This window comes from Neorhizobium turbinariae (assembly GCF_023223505.1).
Lineage (GTDB): Bacteria > Pseudomonadota > Alphaproteobacteria > Rhizobiales > Rhizobiaceae > Neorhizobium > Neorhizobium turbinariae.
This window is the reverse complement of record NZ_JALPRY010000001.1, coordinates 378,277-395,115: the sequence shown is the minus strand read 5'-3', so window position 1 is coordinate 395,115 and position 16,839 is coordinate 378,277. Positions and strand designations below refer to the sequence as shown.

16 protein-coding genes, 1 pseudogene and 1 riboswitch are annotated in these 16,839 nt (G+C 61.4%); of the genes and pseudogenes, 6 read left to right on the top strand and 11 right to left on the bottom strand.

Annotated features, from left to right (window positions below; translation table 11 throughout):
• Positions 1-21: 21 nt before the first annotated feature.
• A complete protein-coding gene (gene crcB, locus M0654_RS01825; protein WP_248681572.1) occupies positions 22-399 on the bottom strand; it encodes a fluoride efflux transporter CrcB in 378 nt (125 codons plus the stop codon).
• Positions 400-517: 118 nt separating this feature from the next.
• Between crcB and M0654_RS01820 the strand changes: the two genes are divergently transcribed.
• On the top strand, positions 518-796 hold the full coding sequence (locus M0654_RS01820) for a hypothetical protein (RefSeq protein WP_118849883.1): 279 nt from the start codon (positions 518-520) through the stop codon (positions 794-796).
• Positions 797-808: 12 nt separating this feature from the next.
• Here M0654_RS01820 and M0654_RS01815 read toward each other — a convergent pair.
• A pseudogene (locus M0654_RS01815) lies at positions 809-1,273 on the bottom strand (copper chaperone PCu(A)C); the annotation flags it as partial.
• 228 nt (positions 1,274-1,501) lie between these two features.
• A riboswitch (glycine riboswitch) is annotated at positions 1,502-1,589 on the top strand.
• Between the two features lie 151 nt (positions 1,590-1,740).
• Between M0654_RS01815 and gcvT the strand changes: the two are divergent.
• The 3 genes from gcvT to gcvP are packed head-to-tail and all read left to right on the top strand — an operon-like array spanning position 1,741 to position 6,128.
• Positions 1,741-2,889 carry a glycine cleavage system aminomethyltransferase GcvT gene (gcvT, locus tag M0654_RS01810; protein WP_248681570.1) on the top strand — a complete coding sequence of 383 codons (1,149 nt, stop codon included), beginning with the start codon at positions 1,741-1,743 and terminating at the stop codon, positions 2,887-2,889.
• 15 nt (positions 2,890-2,904) lie between these two features.
• Positions 2,905-3,267 (top strand): glycine cleavage system protein GcvH, encoded by a 363-nt coding sequence (gcvH, locus tag M0654_RS01805; protein WP_239997702.1) that lies wholly within the window; start codon positions 2,905-2,907, stop codon positions 3,265-3,267.
• On the top strand, positions 3,264-6,128 hold the full coding sequence (gene gcvP / locus M0654_RS01800) for an aminomethyl-transferring glycine dehydrogenase (protein ID WP_248681569.1): 2,865 nt from the start codon (positions 3,264-3,266) through the stop codon (positions 6,126-6,128). The genes gcvH and gcvP overlap by 4 nt, the downstream gene beginning before the upstream one ends.
• A gap of 157 nt (positions 6,129-6,285) precedes the next feature.
• On the opposite strand, the gene M0654_RS01795 is transcribed toward gcvP, so the two are convergent.
• The 5 genes from M0654_RS01795 to cysG form a co-directional block, all read right to left on the bottom strand.
• The gene (locus M0654_RS01795; RefSeq protein WP_248681568.1) at positions 6,286-7,113 is read right to left on the bottom strand and encodes a ferredoxin--NADP reductase; all 828 of its coding nucleotides are present in this window, start codon (positions 7,111-7,113) and stop codon (positions 6,286-6,288) included.
• A 72-nt stretch (positions 7,114-7,185) separates the two neighbouring features.
• Positions 7,186-7,698, bottom strand: a complete 513-nt coding sequence (locus tag M0654_RS01790; RefSeq protein ID WP_248681567.1) for a DUF934 domain-containing protein — start codon at positions 7,696-7,698, stop codon at positions 7,186-7,188.
• A complete protein-coding gene (locus M0654_RS01785; RefSeq protein WP_248681566.1) occupies positions 7,698-9,371 on the bottom strand; it encodes a nitrite/sulfite reductase in 1,674 nt (557 codons plus the stop codon). Before M0654_RS01785 ends, M0654_RS01790 begins: the two co-directional genes overlap by 1 nt.
• A 21-nt stretch (positions 9,372-9,392) precedes the next feature.
• Positions 9,393-9,707 carry a DUF2849 domain-containing protein gene (locus tag M0654_RS01780; protein ID WP_248681565.1) on the bottom strand — a complete coding sequence of 105 codons (315 nt, stop codon included), beginning with the start codon at positions 9,705-9,707 and terminating at the stop codon, positions 9,393-9,395.
• A 4-nt stretch (positions 9,708-9,711) separates the two neighbouring features.
• Positions 9,712-11,151: a siroheme synthase CysG gene (cysG, locus tag M0654_RS01775; RefSeq protein WP_248681564.1), complete on the bottom strand. Its 1,440-nt coding sequence runs from the start codon at positions 11,149-11,151 to the stop codon at positions 9,712-9,714.
• A gap of 229 nt (positions 11,152-11,380) precedes the next feature.
• Between cysG and M0654_RS01770 the strand changes: the two genes are divergently transcribed.
• A complete protein-coding gene (locus tag M0654_RS01770) occupies positions 11,381-11,959 on the top strand; it encodes a deaminase (protein ID WP_248681563.1) in 579 nt (192 codons plus the stop codon).
• 27 nt (positions 11,960-11,986) lie between these two features.
• A complete protein-coding gene (mazG, locus tag M0654_RS01765; protein ID WP_248681562.1) occupies positions 11,987-12,811 on the top strand; it encodes a nucleoside triphosphate pyrophosphohydrolase in 825 nt (274 codons plus the stop codon).
• 17 nt (positions 12,812-12,828) lie between these two features.
• Here the strand turns inward: mazG and hflX are convergent, their stop codons facing one another.
• From hflX to trkA, 4 genes are all read right to left on the bottom strand, one after another.
• Complete coding sequence (hflX, locus tag M0654_RS01760; protein WP_248681561.1) at positions 12,829-14,166, bottom strand: GTPase HflX; 1,338 nt, start codon at positions 14,164-14,166, stop codon at positions 12,829-12,831.
• Positions 14,167-14,240: 74 nt separating this feature from the next.
• Positions 14,241-14,483 (bottom strand): RNA chaperone Hfq, encoded by a 243-nt coding sequence (gene hfq / locus M0654_RS01755; RefSeq protein WP_007757453.1) that lies wholly within the window; start codon positions 14,481-14,483, stop codon positions 14,241-14,243.
• Positions 14,484-14,586: 103 nt separating this feature from the next.
• Positions 14,587-15,450, bottom strand: a complete 864-nt coding sequence (locus M0654_RS01750) for a D-amino-acid transaminase (protein ID WP_248681560.1) — start codon at positions 15,448-15,450, stop codon at positions 14,587-14,589.
• A 12-nt stretch (positions 15,451-15,462) separates the two neighbouring features.
• Positions 15,463-16,839: a Trk system potassium transporter TrkA gene (gene trkA, locus M0654_RS01745; RefSeq protein ID WP_248681559.1), complete on the bottom strand. Its 1,377-nt coding sequence runs from the start codon at positions 16,837-16,839 to the stop codon at positions 15,463-15,465.

Here is a 16,839-nt window from a genome sequence, read left to right as displayed (position 1 = left end):
TTCTTGGGTCGGCCCTGCCCTTTAGAGCATTGCCCGTCCTAAAGCCAGCCCGCCGAACACCGCTGCAAGTGAGATCACGACACTGAGGACCAGATAACCGGCTCCCGCAAAGCCCGATCCCCGTTCAAGCAGCGCTACGAAGTCCAGCGAGAAGGCCGAGAAGGTGGTGAAGCCACCGAGCATGCCGGTGATCAGCAGGAGCCGCATTTCGCTCGACGCGCCAAGACGCCGGATGATCCATTCGCTCACGAAGCCGATCAGGAAGGAGCCAAGGATGTTGACGGACAGCGTTCCCCAAGGGAAGCCCGGTCCGAACTGCCGGAGCGTCCAGGCGCCGACGAGATGACGGCAAACGGAACCGAAGGCGCCGCCAACTGCGACGAGGAGCACATTGATCATGATGTTTGGTGTAGTTCGCTACAGGAAAACGTCAATTCGTTAAAATGCGAACATCCCTGTTAATCACTGGCCAGTTGCTTTGCCCTTAGGCTCTTGCGATCGATGAACGGTGAGACCAATGACCCTCGTAGCAAGCATATCGGCGAACACGGCTGCAGTCGCCATAGAAGCGATCAAGCACCCGCGCCGGCTGGCGAAGAAGGATCAGGTCGCTGACGTGAAGGCGGACGCCGAACGCAACGCACAGCGCGTCGCCAACGGCGGCGCTCCCAACGGCATCCACACGGCCCCGCCTCCAACAACCATATCGCTTGATCTGTTGGGCGCAGAGCGCCAGGCCCATCAGCAGGCGACCCTGCACCAGGCACGTGCGGCGTATCGCGATCTCGACGTCTGACCTGTCGTAGAGCTAGTTGTGCTGGTGCCCAGCTGGGCCAGCAGCACCCACGGGGAGCACGAGGTCAACGGACCCCGCCTTCTCGAAGGTCAATGTCAGCGGAACGCTGCCGCCAGCCTTGAACGGCTCCTTGACCCTCATGAACATGAGATGCAGTCCGCCGGGCTTCAGTTCCACGGTCGCGCCTGCCGCAACGGGTATGCCGTCGTTCAGTTTGCGCATGCGCATGACCTCGCCCTGCATCGCCATCTCATGCAGTTCGACCATGTCAGCGACTGGGGAAGATGCGGAGACGAGTCTATCGTTGTTCGCGCCCTTGTTGTGGATGGTCAGGTAACCGCCACCGACCGGCTGGCCCGGCAGCATGGCCTTGGTGAAAGCGCCGGAAAGCTCAAGGTCACCCACCCTCACCGATGCTGGAGCCTCGGCAGAATGCGCCGCATGGCCACTGCCATGTGCATGCTGGGCGGACGCCGCACCTGGCCCCGCAACAGCGATCAATCCGGCAAGAGCAATCAGGCCAAGCGTTTTCATGGATCTTCCCTTCCCGAGCCGCGGCTCAAATCTGAGCCCGACATACTCCAAAACATGGGCTGCCGCAAAAGGCGTTCTGTCGCGTTCAGCCGGCGTGGTTCTGCTGCGACATAAATGATGATGGTGGCGACAGGGGGACTTGCCAAATTGCCGCACCAGCCGATAATACCAACGCACTCGCTGGGAGAAGCCGCTTCGATGCGGTGCCGAAGGAGCAACCGCCCCGGAAACTCTCAGGCAAAAGGACCAGTGGGTAACCGACAGGACTCTGGAGAGAGGCCTTCCCGAAAGGGAGGCTCGCCGAAGGGATAACAATCTCAGGCGACAAGGACAGAGGGGGCTCAAACACTGGCGCATCACTGTGCCCGAATCTGAGCCGGCGGAATCCGCCAAACCTGGAGGTGTCCCCATTGGGTGACCAAACCAACGACCAGACCGTTCTCAAGCAAACGCCGCTGCATGCGCTGCATCTGTCGCTCAACGCGAAGATGGTGCCGTTCGCAGGTTATGACATGCCGGTGCAGTATCCGCTCGGCGTCATGAAGGAGCACCTTCATACCCGCGCCGCGGCCGGGCTTTTCGATGTTTCCCACATGGGCCAGGTCATCGTCCGCGCCAGGTCGGGGTCCTATGCCGATGGTGCACTGGCACTGGAGAAGCTTGTCCCCGTCGACATCCTTGGCCTGAAGGAAGGCCGGCAGCGCTACGGCTTCTTCACCAACGAGAACGGCGGCATCCTCGATGACCTGATGATCACCAACCGCGGTGACCACCTGCTCGTTGTGGTCAACGCCGCCTGCAAGGATGACGACGTCGCCTACATGAAGGCGAACCTCGCCGACTGCGACGTCACGCTGCTCGAAGACCGTGCACTGGTGGCGCTCCAGGGCCCGCGTGCGGAAGCCGTGCTGGCGGAGTTCTGGCCGGACGTGACCGGGATGAAGTTCATGGACGTCCGCGATGTCACCATTCATGACGTCTCCTGCATCGTCTCCCGCTCTGGTTATTCCGGCGAGGATGGATTCGAGATTTCCATTCCGGCCGACAAGGCCGAGCACGTTGCCAAGGCATTGCTCGAAGATCCGCATTGTGAAGCGATCGGCCTCGGCGCGCGCGATTCCCTGCGGCTTGAAGCCGGTCTTTGCCTCTACGGCAACGACATCGACACGAGCACGTCTCCGATCGAAGCCTCGCTCGAATGGGCAATCCAGAAGGTTCGCCGTCCGGGTGGCGCCCGCGCCGGGGGATATCCGGGTGCTGAGCGCATCGAGGAAGACCTTGCGAACGGCCCGGTGCGCCGCCGCGTTGGCCTGAAGCCGGAAGGCAAGGCGCCAGTGCGCGCCCATGCCGGCCTGTTTGCCGAAGAATCCCCTGAGTCACCAATCGGTGAAGTCACCTCCGGCACGTTCGGACCTAGCACCGAAGGTCCTGTTGCCATGGGTTATGTGCCCGCCTCGCTCGCAGAACCGGGAAGCCGGGTCTTCGCGGAAGTCCGTGGCAAGTACCTGCCCCTGACCGTGACCGCCCTTCCTTTCATCACCCCCACCTACAAGCGATAGTCTCCGGAGAGAACCATGCTGAAATTCACCGCTGAACACGAATGGCTGAAGCTCGAAGGCGATGTCGCCACCGTCGGCATCACCACCCATGCCGCCGAGCAACTGGGCGATCTCGTTTTTGTCGAACTGCCGGAGGTCGGCGCCGAGCTGACCAAGGACGGCAATGCCGCCACGGTCGAATCCGTCAAGGCCGCCTCCGACGTCTACGCGCCGCTCGATGGCGAGGTGACCGAGGTCAACCAGGCGATCGTCGACGATCCCTCGCTCGTCAATTCCGATCCACAGGGTGCGGCCTGGTTCTTCAAGCTGAAGCTTAAGAACCCCTCAGATGCCGATGCTCTGCTTGACGAATCTGCCTACAAGGACCTGATCGGATGAGCGACAGCACCGATTTCCACTTTACCGACTATCAGCCCTACGACTTCGCCAACCGGCGTCATATCGGTCCTTCCCCGTCGGAAATGGCCGAGATGCTGAAGGTGATCGGCTACCCGACGCTCGATGCCATGATCGACGCAACCGTCCCAGCCTCCATCCGCCAGACGGAGGCCTTGGCATGGGGCCCGGCGCTGACGGAGCGGGAGGCGCTCGACAAGCTGCGCGAGACCGCCAACAAGAACCAGGTTTTAACCTCGCTGATCGGCCAGGGTTATTACGGCACGATCACGCCGCCGGTCATCCAGCGCAACATCCTCGAGAACCCCGCCTGGTACACGGCCTATACGCCCTACCAGCCGGAAATTTCGCAAGGGCGACTGGAAGCGCTCCTGAACTTCCAGACGATGATCTCGGACCTCACCGGCCTCGACGTCGCCAATGCTTCCCTTCTGGACGAAGCGACCGCCGCCGCCGAAGCCATGGCGCTCTGCCAGCGCCAGGCGAAGTCGAAGGCGACAGCCTTCTTCGTCGACAAGGAATGCCACCCGCAGACGCTCGCACTCATCGAGACGCGAGCGGCTCCTCTCGGCTGGCCTGTGATCGTCGGCGATCCCATGACGGATCTCGATCCGGTCGACGTCTTCGGCGCGATCTTCCAGTATCCGGGCACGCACGGCCATGTCCGTGACTTCACCGGCCTGATTTCCCGCCTGCACCAGACGGGCGCCGTGGCGGCCGTCGCCGCCGACCTTCTGGCGCTGACGCTTCTGAAGTCTCCCGGAGAGATGGGCGCTGATATCGCCATCGGTTCCTCGCAGCGCTTCGGCGTGCCCGTCGGCTATGGCGGCCCACATGCAGCCTATATGGCGGTCAAGGATGCCCACAAACGCGCCATGCCCGGCCGCCTTGTCGGCGTTTCCGTCGATGCGCGCGGCAACCGCGCCTACCGGCTTTCGCTGCAGACCCGCGAGCAGCACATCCGCCGCGAAAAGGCGACGTCGAACATCTGCACCGCGCAGGTCCTGCTCGCCGTCATGGCCTCCATGTACGGCGTCTTCCACGGCCCGGATGGCCTCAAGGCGATCGCCCAGCAGGTCCACAAGAAGGCCGTGCTCATGGCCAAGGGTCTCGAAAAGCTCGGCTATACGATCGAGCCAGACACCTTCTTCGACACCTTCACCGTCGAAGTTGGCCACATGCAGGGCCTGATCCTGCGGGCCGCAGTCGCAGAGGGCGTCAACCTGCGCAAGGTCGGCGAGACCCGGATCGGCATGTCGCTTGACGAACGCACCCGGCCGGTGACGCTGGAAGCGGTCTGGCGCGCCTTTGGTGGCAACTTCAAGGTCTCGGACTTCGAGGTCGAGTACCGCCTGCCGAACGCGCTCCTGCGCAAGTCGGCATACATGACGCATCCGATCTTCCACATGAACCGCGCGGAAAGCGAGATGACCCGCTATATCCGCCGGCTGTCGGACCGGGACCTCGCGCTCGACCGGGCGATGATCCCGCTCGGTTCCTGCACCATGAAACTCAATGCGACCGCCGAGATGCTGCCGATCACCTGGCCGGAGTTCTCCGACATCCATCCTTTCGTACCCGCGGACCAGGCGCAGGGCTACAAGGAGATGATCGACGACCTGTCGGCCAAGCTCTGCCAGATCACCGGCTACGACGCCTTCTCCATGCAGCCGAATTCCGGTGCGCAAGGGGAATATGCGGGGCTGCTGACCATCCGCAACTACCACATCGCCCGCGGCGACACGCATCGCGACGTCTGCCTCATCCCGACCTCCGCGCACGGCACCAATCCGGCCTCGGCGCAGATGGTTGGCATGAAGGTGGTGCCGGTGAAGGCCAAGGAGAACGGCGATGTGGATCTTGAGGACTTCCGCGCCAAGGCCGAACAGCACGCCGCCAATCTTTCGGCATGCATGATCACCTATCCGTCGACGCACGGGGTTTTCGAGGAAACGGTCAAGGAGATCTGCGAGATCACCCACCGCCACGGGGGTCAGGTTTATCTCGACGGCGCCAACATGAACGCCATGGTCGGCCTGTCACGCCCCGGAGACATCGGCTCCGACGTCTCCCACCTCAACCTGCACAAGACCTTCTGCATTCCGCATGGCGGTGGCGGTCCCGGCATGGGGCCGATCGGCGTCAAGGCGCATCTCGCCCCCTACCTGCCGGGTCATCCGGAGCAGGACGGACGTGATGGTGCCGTCTCGGCCGCCCCCTTCGGCTCGCCGTCCATCCTGCCGATCTCCTGGTCCTACTGCCTGATGATGGGTGGCGAAGGCCTCACCCAGGCGACCAAGGTGGCGATCCTCAACGCCAACTACATCGCCGCACGGCTGAAGGGCGCCTATGACGTCCTCTACAAGTCGGCAAACGGTCGCGTGGCGCATGAGTGCATCATCGACACCCGCCCGCTTAATGCTTCGGCAGGCGTCACCGTCGACGATATTGCCAAGCGCCTGATCGACTGCGGCTTCCATGCGCCAACCATGAGCTGGCCGGTCGCCGGCACGCTGATGATCGAGCCAACTGAATCGGAAACGAAGGCGGAAATCGACCGGTTCTGCGATGCCATGCTGACCATCCGTGAGGAGGCTCGCGCCATCGAGGACGGCCAGATGGACAAGGCGAACAACCCGCTGAAGAACGCCCCACACACGGTGGAAGATCTGGTCGGTGACTGGGACCGCCCCTACAGCCGCGAGCAGGCCTGCTATCCGCCGGGTGCCTTCCGAGTGGACAAGTACTGGTCGCCGGTCAACCGTGTCGACAACGTCTACGGCGACCGCAACCTGGTCTGCACCTGCCCACCGATGGAAGCCTACGCGGAAGCAGCTGAATAACGGAATGCGAGATCATGGGACGCCGGGCAACAGGCGTCCCATGGCTGTGACAACGGGCGCGGCGTATGCGTTTCGGGCGTCTAAAGGCAAAAAAATGAAGGCCCTGAGTTCTCGCTCAGGGCCTTCTTCTTGATGGCAGATGAACTGAAAAGACGTTTCAGCCGACGAAGGCGCGTTCGATGACGAACTCGCTCGGCTTGTTGTTGGCGCCTTCGGTCAGGCCCGCCTTTTCAAGCAGGTCCTTTGTGTCCTTCAACATGGCAGCCGAACCGCAGATCATTCCGCGGTCAACTTCCGGGTTCAGCGGCGGCACGCCGAGGTCGGTGAAGAGCTTGCCGCTCTCCATGAGGTCGGTTATGCGGCCCTGGAACGGATAGTCTTCGCGGGTGACCGTCGGATAGTGCTTCAACTTGTCACCAACCACTTCCGCAAGGAACTCGTGGTTGCGGATCTCTTCCATGAGGTCGAAGCCGTATTTCAGCTCCGCCACTTCGCGGCAGGTATGGGTGAGGATGACCTCGTCGAACTTCTCATAGGTCTCCGGATCGCGGATCAGGCTCGCAAACGGCGCAATGCCCGTACCGGTCGAGAACATGTAGAGCCGCTTGCCGGGTGTCAGCGCGTCGAGCACGAGCGTGCCCGTCGGCTTCTTGCGCATCAGCACGGTGTCGCCCGGCTTGATCGCCTGCAGGTGCGAGGTCAGCGGACCTTCCGGCACCTTGATCGAGAAGAATTCCAGTTCCTCGTCCCAGGATGGGCTTGCAATCGAATAGGCGCGGTAGATCGGCTTGTCGCCAACCATAAGGCCGATCATTGCGAACTCGCCGGAACGGAAGCGGAAGCCGGCCGGCCGCGTCATGCGGAAGCGGAACAGGCGGTCCGTGTAGTGCTCGACGGAAAGCACGGTCTCAGCATAAACGCCATCGGGAATCTTCACCGCTGCGTTCTGGACCACAAACTTGTCTGTCTTCGCTGGAGCATTCATGCCAATCGTCTTTCAGTCTCGTGTCTCACGAGGCGAAATATACCATCTGCCTCAAGTTTTAAAGCGCGTGCGTCAAGCGGTCGCTCGCCGGCGCCAGCTATAGCCGCCGGACTTCTCAGCCGGACGCGCCGTCGGCTGGTAATGTACCCCAATGCCGGGCAGTCGGCCCTCTTCCAACCGCTTCAGCGCCGTCGCGTTCTTCACGGCAAAACTGTCGATTCCACACCGCAGCATCAGCGGGATCTGATCGATCAGCACATCGCCGACCGCTCGAATTTCGTTCCGGAACGCCAGCCGTTCGCGCAGAAGCGAAGCGTGGGAGAAGGCTCGGCCGTCGTTGAAGGCCGGGAACTCAACCGCAACGATCTCCAGGCGGTAGAGATAGGGCTCAAGCTTGCGGACGTCATCCCCCGGCTTGATCAACACCCCGAGGCCAACGTCGTTGCTCGATTCCGCCTTCTCGATCAGGTCCGCGAGCGGCAGAAGCGCCTTCTGCTCTTCGCTCGCCTTCACCTCGTCGGTTTCGATCACCCAAGGGTCGTTCTCGACGAAACCCGTTTCTCTCCAGATCCGTGCATCCGTCATCACGCTGCCTCCGCCTTGGCGTCACCATAGAGCGCTTCCTTGAACGGCTGCGGCCCGACACGCCGATAGGCTTCGAGGAAGGTTTCTTCCCTGGAGGTCCGCAGACCCAGATAGGTATTGACGATCGTTTCGATCGCGTCCGTCACCTTGCTCGGTTCGAAACCGCGACCGATAATTTCGCCGACCGAAGTGTGCTCGTCGGCCGAACCGCCTAGCGTGATCTGGTAGAGCTCGGCGCCCTTCTTCTCCACACCCAGCAGGCCGATATGGCCGACATGGTGGTGGCCGCAGGCGTTGATGCAGCCGGAGATCTTGATCTTCAGCTCGCCAATTTCCGCCTGGCGCTCGGGCGAACCGAAGCGGGTGGAGATCTCCTGCGCGACCGGGATCGAGCGGGCATTGGCCAGCGCGCAGTAGTCCAGCCCCGGACAGGCGATGATGTCGGTGATCAAACCGGCATTTGCGGTGGCAAGGTTCTGCGCCACCAGAGCGCGATAAAGCGGCTCGAGATCGGCAAGCGCGACATGTGGGAAGATCACGTTCTGCTCGTGGCTGATGCGGATCTCGTCATGCGCGAACTCCTCCGCCAGATCCGCCAACGCATCCATCTGTTCATGCGAGGCATCGCCCGGGATGCCGCCGATCGGCTTCAGCGAAATGGTCACCATGCCGTAGTCGGGATGCTTGTGCGGCTGCACGTTCTGGCTCACCCAGCGCGCAAACGCTTCATCCTGCTTCTTCCAGCTTGCAAGCTGCGCCCAGCCTTCGCTCCGCTCAGGCAGTGCCGGCGGTGCGAAGTAGGCGGCGATCGCTGCCACATCGGCCTCCGGCAGCTTCAGCTCGCTGCCCTGGAGATGTGCAAATTCTTCCTCCACCTGACGCGACAGTTCCTCGATGCCGGTCTCGTGCACGAGGATCTTGATGCGCGCCTTGTATTTGTTGTCGCGGCGGCCGTGCAGGTTGTACACGCGCATGATCGCGGTCGTGTAGGACAACAGATCCTCTTCCGGCAGGAAGTCGCGGATCTTCTTGGCGATCAGCGGCGTGCGGCCCTGCCCGCCGCCGACGTAAACGGCAAAGCCAAGCTCTCCGGCTTCATTCTTCTTCAGATGCAGACCGATGTCATGCACCTGGATTGCGGCGCGGTCGCGCTCGGCACCGGTGACGGCAATCTTGAACTTGCGCGGCAGGAAGGAAAACTCCGGATGCACGGAGGACCACTGGCGCAGGATTTCCGCGTAAGGACGCGGATCGGCGACTTCGTCCGCCGCAGCACCTGCGAAATGATCGGCCGTGACGTTTCGAATGCAGTTGCCCGAGGTCTGCAGGGCGTGCATCTCGACGGTCGCAAGCTCGGCCAGGATGTCCGGCGTGTCAGACAGCTTCGGCCAGTTGTACTGGATGTTCTGGCGGGTGGTGAAATGCCCGTAACCGCGGTCATATTTGCGCGCGATGTGCGCGAGCATCCGCATCTGCCTTGAGTTCAGCGTACCGTAGGGGATTGCGACGCGCAGCATGTAGGCGTGCAACTGAAGATACACGCCGTTCATCAACCGCAGCGGCTTGAACGCATCCTCGGCGAGTTCGCCGGAAAGCCGGCGCGCGACCTGATCGCGGAACTGCTCCACGCGACCCTGGACAAAAGCGTGGTCGAATTCGTCGTAACGATACATGACTTTCCAGATCTTTCGGTATCAGACTGCGATGAATGCCGGATCGGCAGGACGATAACCGGCAGCATATTCCATGGTCGGCCCCTGGGCACGGATGCGCTCGCGCAAGCGGATGGGCCAGAGCTTTCCGTCCTGCTCCTGCACGTCAATAACTGCAACGTCAACGACCTTGTTCGCGCTGAAATCGCGTTTGCCGATCAGTTCAAGGGAGGCGACGGCTTCAGCGTGACGCGCAACAAGCGCGTCCTGCAGGTTTTCAACCCACTGGCCATTGGCGTCCAGCCACACGGCGATGCCATCGGCGAGGCGGTTGGCGGTCAAAACCTTGTCGGTCATTTTCTTATTGTCCCATGTCTTCGCGAACAGCGACTTTCCCATAAGCGGAAAGCGGTTCGGACTTTTCAAAATTGGCACCGGCGACAGCCTCGCCGATGATCACCATGACCGGGCCTGCCAGATCGTCCCGGTGCTCCAGGTCTTCGAGTTCGCCGAGCACCCCGTGCAACAGCTTGCGATCATTGCGGCTGGCGTTCTCGACCACAGCAACGGTGGTGTCGCGGCTCAGGCCTGCTTCGATCAGGCGGCCGGCCACCGAGGCGGCCACGGAGCGCCCCATATAGACGGCGATGGTGGCACCCGATACCGCGAGGCTTGCCCGGTCCGGCAGCACGTCTCCGGCAAGGTCATGGCCGGTCGTGAAAATCAGCGAGGACGCGACGCCGCGCAAGGTGAGCGGCAGGTCGAAATCGGCTGCCGCGGCAAAGGCAGAGGTGATGCCCGGCACGATCTCATAGGCGATGCCGGCCTCGCGCAGTGCCGCCATTTCCTCGCCGGCACGACCATAAACCAGCGGATCACCGGATTTCAGACGCACGACTCGCTTGCCCTGCCGACCGAGGTCCACCAGCAGGCGGTTGATCTCACCCTGCGACTTCGAATGGCAGTTCTTGCGCTTGCCGACAGACAGGCGTTCAGCGTCGCGGCGCCCCATATCGACAATCGACTGCGGCACCAGCGCATCATAAACGATCGCATCGGCTTCCATGAGAACCCGTTGGGCACGCAGGGTCAGCAGATCCTCGGCACCCGGTCCGGCACCCACTAGCCAGATCTTGCCCTCGGCGCGACCGCTCGTCGACAGAAGCACGTTGGCGGCACGACGGGCAGCCGCATCATCGCTGGCGGCAACGGCATCCGCGACATCGCCCGAAAAGAACCGGCGCCAGAAAATCCGACGCGAAACACCCCGCGGCACAAGCCGCTCGACAGCTTCGCGATAATCGGCGGCGAGCCTTGCAAGCCGCCCGAGCGACGGCGGCAGCATCTGGTCAATACGGGCACGGATCATCTGCGCGAGTACCGGCCCAGCGCCTTCCGTGCCGATCGCCACGGCCACCGGCGCACGATTAACGAGCGCCGGAGTGTAGAAATCGCAGAAATCCGGCTGATCCACCGCATTGGCGGGAATGCGTTTGGCGCGAGCCGCAAGAACAATTTCCTGGTCTCGCGCGGCATCACCCGTTGCAGCAAAAACAAGCGCAACACCGTCAAGCTGATCCGGCGAAAATGGCTCGGAAAGAGCAGGAACTCCCTCAGCAGCCAGCCAAGCGGCGTAATCCGCCTCAGGCTTGACGGCGTAAGCGACGATCTCGGCTTGCGTATTCCGCAGCAGGCGGGCCTTTGCGTAGGCCTCGTCGCCGGAGCCGAACACGGCAACCCGCCTTCCGCTCACGCGAAAGAACGCCGGAAAGACCGACAGACGGTTCGTACTGGACGACATGGAGGCTTCCTGACTCATACCTAGCCAATATCGTCGATTGCGTGGGGAAGGTGAAGGAATGGATATCCCGCCTTTGGGCAATACCCGTATTTCTGTTCCTCCGATCGGCGGATTGCGAGCAAAACCACCCGCGCCGCTTTCCCCAGCTTTTCCCAAAGCTTAACGGAAACACCTTCCGCAACTGCGCGCCAGGCAATAAAGTCGTGGAGAAACCAGCAGAAGTGACATCATGACCATAGCAGCCCGTCTCCTCGACGTCATCGAAAACGACATCCTCCCCCTGACTGAACGCGGCGTTGCCGCAGGCAACAAGGTCTTCGGTGCGGCCATCCTGAAAAAATCGGACCTTTCGCTGGTCATCGCCGAAACGAACAACGAGCTGGAAAATCCGCTCTGGCATGGCGAGGTCCATACGCTAAAGCGCTTCTACGAAAGAAGTTCAGGTCTCAAAACCAAGGACTTGATATTCCTGTCGACTCATGAGCCCTGCACGATGTGCATGTCGGCGATCACCTGGGCGGGTTTTGACAATTTCTACTCCTTCTTCACCCACGAAGACTCGCGCGATGCCTTTGCCATTCCGCATGACCTGAAGATCCTGAAGGAGGTGTTCGGCCTGGAGCCTGGCGGCTACCGCCGCAGCAACGCCTTCTGGAATTCCTTCTTCATCGAGGAACTGGTGGAAACGGAGAAGGAGCCGCTGCAGGCCGAACTCAAGGCGCAGGTTGCGCGCATCAAGGCTCGTTACGCGGCGCTCTCTGATAGCTATCAATCCGGCAAGACAAACAACAACATCCCGCTAGCCTGAGCGGCAACGCCTTCCAAGGGACGGATCATGGAAGCCTCCAAAGACATATCGCGCCTGCTCGAGATCATGGCAGCTCTCCGCACCCCCGTGACCGGCTGCCCCTGGGATCTTCAGCAGGATTTTGCGACCATCAAGCCCTACACGATCGAAGAAGCCTATGAGGTGGCCGACGCGATCGAGCGGAGCGACATGGACGACCTTCGCGAGGAACTGGGCGACCTGCTTCTGCAGGTAGTCTTCCACGCCCGCATGGCCGAGGAAGCGGGCGAATTCTCATTTGGTGACGTGGTGGAAGCCATCACGCGCAAGATGATCCGCCGCCACCCGCACGTATTCGATCGCTCGGATGCGGATACACCCGATGCCGTCAAGCTGCAGTGGGACGAGATCAAGGCAGAGGAAAAGCGCGAGCGGGCGGAACGGCGCGCGAGACGCGGCATCACCGAAGACTTCAAGCAGGGTTACCTCGGCGCGGTGCACCGGGCGCAACCCGCACTGACCGAGGCGCTGAAACTGCAACAGCGCGCCGCCAAGGTCGGCTTCGACTGGTCGGAGGCTGAACCGATCCTCGACAAGATCGAGGAGGAAGTCGGCGAACTGCGCGAAGCGTTGCGTACCGGTCGCAAGGAAAAGGTCGTGGACGAGCTCGGTGACCTGATCTTTGCGATAGTCAATATCGGCCGGCATGTGGGGGCCGATCCCGAAGATGCGCTACGCGGTACGAACACAAAATTTCGTCGCCGCTTCCGCCACATAGAAACCGAGCTTCAAAAAGCAGGTGAGAGCCTGGAGGAAGCCTCACTTGAGCGGATGGAAGACCTCTGGCAGGCAGCGAAGGGCGTACAGGACTAAGGGCGCGCAGTTACCGGTTAGCGCTCCCAGTCCTCGCGCTCCGGCTTGGCGCCGTTGCCGAGCTTGCGTTCAAGCTCCGCCGCCTGCGCCTCGGACAGGCGCACATCCAGCGTCACCGAACCGTCGTCGTTGTCGCTGCGTTCGTCGACCATGGCGTTGTCATAGATCCACGACAGCAGCGCGAGCTTTTCCGGCGGCAGCACGATCGTCGTCTCGACCAGAACGCCGGACAAGCGCTTGGAGATCTCCTCCATCAGCCGGTCGATGCCCTCGCCAGTGATCGCCGACACAGCCATGACATTATCGCGCCCTGCGGCACGCTCGGCCATGGCATCATGCGCTTCCGGTTCAAGCTGGTCGATCTTGTTCCAGACCTCGATGAGCCGCGCGGCACTTTCCTTCTCGTCGATCCCGAGATCGCCGAGGATACGCATCACGTCAGCGGACTGGGCCGCATTGTCCGGATCCGACATGTCGCGCACGTGCAGGATGAGGTCAGCTTCCAGAACCTCTTCAAGCGTAGCACGGAAGGCGGCAACCAGATGCGTCGGCAGGTCGGAGATGAACCCGACGGTATCCGACAGGATCACGGTGCGGCCATGCGGCAGCTTCATGCGGCGCAGTGTTGGATCAAGCGTTGCGAAGAGCATGTCTTCAGCCAGCACGCCGGCACCGGTGATGCGGTTGAATAGCGTCGACTTGCCGGCGTTGGTATAACCGACAAGCGCAACGATCGGGTGCGGAACTTTGCGGCGCTTGGCGCGATGCAGCTGGCGGGTTCGCACCACCTGCTCCAGTTCGCGCTCCAGCCGAACAATCCGCTCCTGCAGCAAGCGACGGTCGGCTTCGATCTGGGTTTCGCCTGGACCACCCATGAAGCCCGCACCACCGCGCTGGCGCTCCAAGTGCGTCCAACTGCGGACAAGGCGGCCCTTCTGGTAGTTGAGATGCGCAAGATCGACCTGCAGCGTGCCTTCCTTGGTGGAGGCACGACGGCCGAAGATTTCCAGGATCAGGCCGGTCCGGTCGATGACCTTCGCGTTCCATTCCTTCTCGAGATTGCGCTGCTGGACAGGTGTGAGTGGATGGTCGACGATGACAAGACCGGCGTCATGCTCATCGAGCAACGCCTTGATCTCCTCGATCTTGCCCGTGCCCATGAGCGTTGCCGGACGTGGCTGCGCCACCGGCACGATCAACCCTTGGACAATTTCGAGATCGATGGCCTTGGCAAGACCAACGGCTTCTTCAAGACGCGCTTCATTGGAGCGCTGCGGCACGGGGACACTGCCGTCCACCTGCCCTGCCCTCGGCTTTGCCTGCTTGAGCACCGGCACGATGACGGCCGCGCGCATGTCGTCCCGGCGCTTTTCAGCTTCCGGGACAAGGGATTCGTTCGAGGTATCGCGATTTGAAATACTGTCTGTCCTTAAGCCGCGTTTTCTTCCGTCTCGAACATCTGCATGGGCTGGCCCGGCATGATCGTCGAGATCGCGTGCTTATACACGAGTTGGGAATGTCCGTCACGGCGGAGAAGGACGCAGAAGTTGTCAAAGGACGTAACAACGCCCGTCAACTTCACGCCATTGATCAGGAATATCGTCAGCGAAATCTTTTGTTTGCGGACAGTATTGAGAAATAAATCCTGCAGGTTTTGAGAACGTTCCGCCATGGCGCCGCTTCTTTCTTATTTGCCGGATACACCGGATTCTGATCAAAAATGAAAGGAAAAACAGGGAAACGCCCTCGTGTTTCCCTTCCCCTGTGTCTGGTTATCAAATCGCTGTCTTTTCCGCAACGTCGAAAAAGGCATCACGTATAGCCGACGATGCTGTGCCGGGGTGGCCGTTGGCAACAGGTTTTCCGTCAATTTCCACAATTGGCACGCAAATGCCGGTTGCAGACGTGAGAAACACCTCGCGCGCAGCCATCATCTCATCGACCTTGAAATCCCGCTCCACTACGGTCAACCCAAGCTTGGCTGTCACATCGAGGGCAGTTGTTCGGGTGATACCTCTCAGGATGCCATATTCTGCGGGTCTGGTAACCAGTTCTCCATCCGCCGTCACTATCCACACGTTCGAAGACGCGCCTTCCAGCACAATGCCGTTGCGGTCAACGAAGATCGCGTCCTGCGCGCCGGCTTCCTTCGCCTGCTGCTTGGCCAGTACATTCGGAAGCAGGCCCACCGTCTTGATGTCGACACGGTCCCAGCGATTCTCAGGCACGGTGATGACCTTGATGCCGTTGGCGTACTTCCTGGTCATGATAGACGGATCGGTGCTCTTTGCGGTGATCGTCACCGTCAGCGGCGTATCCTGCGACGGGAAATAATGGTCCCGCCGGGCAACACCGCGGGTGATCTGCAGGTAGAACAGACCGTTGCGGACACGGTTGCGTCGTAGCACTTCGCGGATCACCGTGGTCAGTGCTGCGCGGCTCATCGGCGACGCCATCCTCAACTCGCTAAGCGAGCGATCAAGCCGCGTCAGGTGCCGGGTGAGATCGACAATCATGCCCTGGCGGACCTCGCAAACCTCATAAACGCCGTCCGCGAACTGAAAGCCGCGATCCTCGATATGCACGGCTGCGTCCGAATGCGGGAGATACCGACCGTTGACATAAGCGATACGGGACATCTTGGACCTCGACTAGAAATATTGGATGGAGACGCGGAAAAGCTGTTCGACGTCACGCACCGCATCGGCCGTGGCGAATAGGACGACCCGATCGCGCGCCTTGATTCTTGTCGCCCCATCGGGGCGGATCACGACACCGTCGCGGAAGATCGCACCAACGCGGATGCCGTCAGGCAGGTGAAGCTCGCGGAAGGACTTGCCGACCAGAGGCGATGTTTCCAGCGCCTCGGCCTCGATGATTTCGGCCGCGCCATGCTGCACGGCATAAACCGAGCGGATGCGCCCCTTGCGGACGTGCTGCAACACGCGGGAGATCGTTACCGCGCGCGGGTTGATCTGCGCATCGATGCCAACGGACTGGGTGATCTGGTTGAACGAGGTGGAGTTGATCAGCACCAGGTTCGACTTGCAGCCCAGCGACTTGGCCAGGAGGCCCCCTAGAATGTTGATCTGGTCGTTGTTGGTCAACATCACGATCAGGTCGGTTTCCTGGATATCCGCCTGAGACAGGATGTTCTGGTCGAGCGCCGATCCATGAAGCACGATCGTGTTGCGCAGCGTCTCAGAGATGGTGATCGCCTTGTCGCGATCGCTCTCGATGATCTTGAGCCGCGTCCGCGGCTGGTGTTCCTCGATCGTGCGCGCGACGAAATGGCCAATATTGCCGCCACCGGCGATGATGATGCGGCGCGCCTCCGGCTCCTCGTGGCCGAACAGGCCAAGCGTGCGGCGAACATGTTCCCGCTGGCAGATGACATAAGCCAGATCACCCACTTCCAACTGGTCGGCGGAGCGAGCCACCTTCAGTGAGCCCTCGCGGTAGATCCCGACCACCGTCGCCATGAGATCCGGAAAGAGGTCGGAGAGTTGGTGCAAAGGCGTCGAGACGACCGGGCAGTCTTCCATGCACTCGATCGCGACCATGGCGATCTGGTCGTCAGCAAAACGCATGACGTCCGTCGCGCCGGGGAAGGAGATGCGCCGCAACACCATCTTGCCCACTTCGACCTCCGGAGAGATCGTCACGTCGATCGACATGTTCTGCCGGCTGAAGAGATCGGCATATTCCGGCTGCAGGTAGCTCTGGGCGCGAATGCGGGCGATCTTGGTCGGCACCGAAAAGAGCGCATGCGCCACCTCGCAGGCGACGATATTGACCTCGTCAAAGAGCGTGACGGCGATGATCATGTCGGCGTCTTCGGCGCCGGCCTTTTCCAGCACGTCCGGATGGGCGCCGTGCCCGACATACCCCTTCACATCGAGCGCTTCGGTGATCGCCGCAATCAGCGTCTGCGACGTGTCGATGACGGAGACGTCATTGTCCTCCTGCGAAAGCCTTTCGGCGATGCCGTAGCCGACCTGCCCCGCGCCGCAAATGATCACCTTCAT

Coding starts and splice junctions, on each gene's coding strand:
- crcB (WP_248681572.1), bottom strand. CDS start 399: ATGATCAATGTGCTCCTCGTCGCAGTTGGCGGCGCCTTCGGTTCCGTT.
- M0654_RS01820 (WP_118849883.1), top strand. CDS start 518: ATGACCCTCGTAGCAAGCATATCGGCGAACACGGCTGCAGTCGCCATA.
- gcvH (WP_239997702.1), top strand. CDS start 2,905: ATGCTGAAATTCACCGCTGAACACGAATGGCTGAAGCTCGAAGGCGAT.
- gcvP (WP_248681569.1), top strand. CDS start 3,264: ATGAGCGACAGCACCGATTTCCACTTTACCGACTATCAGCCCTACGAC.
- M0654_RS01795 (WP_248681568.1), bottom strand. CDS start 7,113: ATGAATGCTCCAGCGAAGACAGACAAGTTTGTGGTCCAGAACGCAGCG.
- M0654_RS01790 (WP_248681567.1), bottom strand. CDS start 7,698: ATGACGGATGCACGGATCTGGAGAGAAACGGGTTTCGTCGAGAACGAC.
- M0654_RS01785 (WP_248681566.1), bottom strand. CDS start 9,371: ATGTATCGTTACGACGAATTCGACCACGCTTTTGTCCAGGGTCGCGTG.
- M0654_RS01780 (WP_248681565.1), bottom strand. CDS start 9,707: ATGACCGACAAGGTTTTGACCGCCAACCGCCTCGCCGATGGCATCGCC.
- cysG (WP_248681564.1), bottom strand. CDS start 11,151: ATGTCGTCCAGTACGAACCGTCTGTCGGTCTTTCCGGCGTTCTTTCGC.
- M0654_RS01770 (WP_248681563.1), top strand. CDS start 11,381: ATGACCATAGCAGCCCGTCTCCTCGACGTCATCGAAAACGACATCCTC.
- mazG (WP_248681562.1), top strand. CDS start 11,987: ATGGAAGCCTCCAAAGACATATCGCGCCTGCTCGAGATCATGGCAGCT.
- hflX (WP_248681561.1), bottom strand. CDS start 14,166: ATGCGCGCGGCCGTCATCGTGCCGGTGCTCAAGCAGGCAAAGCCGAGG.
- hfq (WP_007757453.1), bottom strand. CDS start 14,483: ATGGCGGAACGTTCTCAAAACCTGCAGGATTTATTTCTCAATACTGTC.
- M0654_RS01750 (WP_248681560.1), bottom strand. CDS start 15,450: ATGTCCCGTATCGCTTATGTCAACGGTCGGTATCTCCCGCATTCGGAC.
- trkA (WP_248681559.1), bottom strand. CDS start 16,839: ATGAAGGTGATCATTTGCGGCGCGGGGCAGGTCGGCTACGGCATCGCC.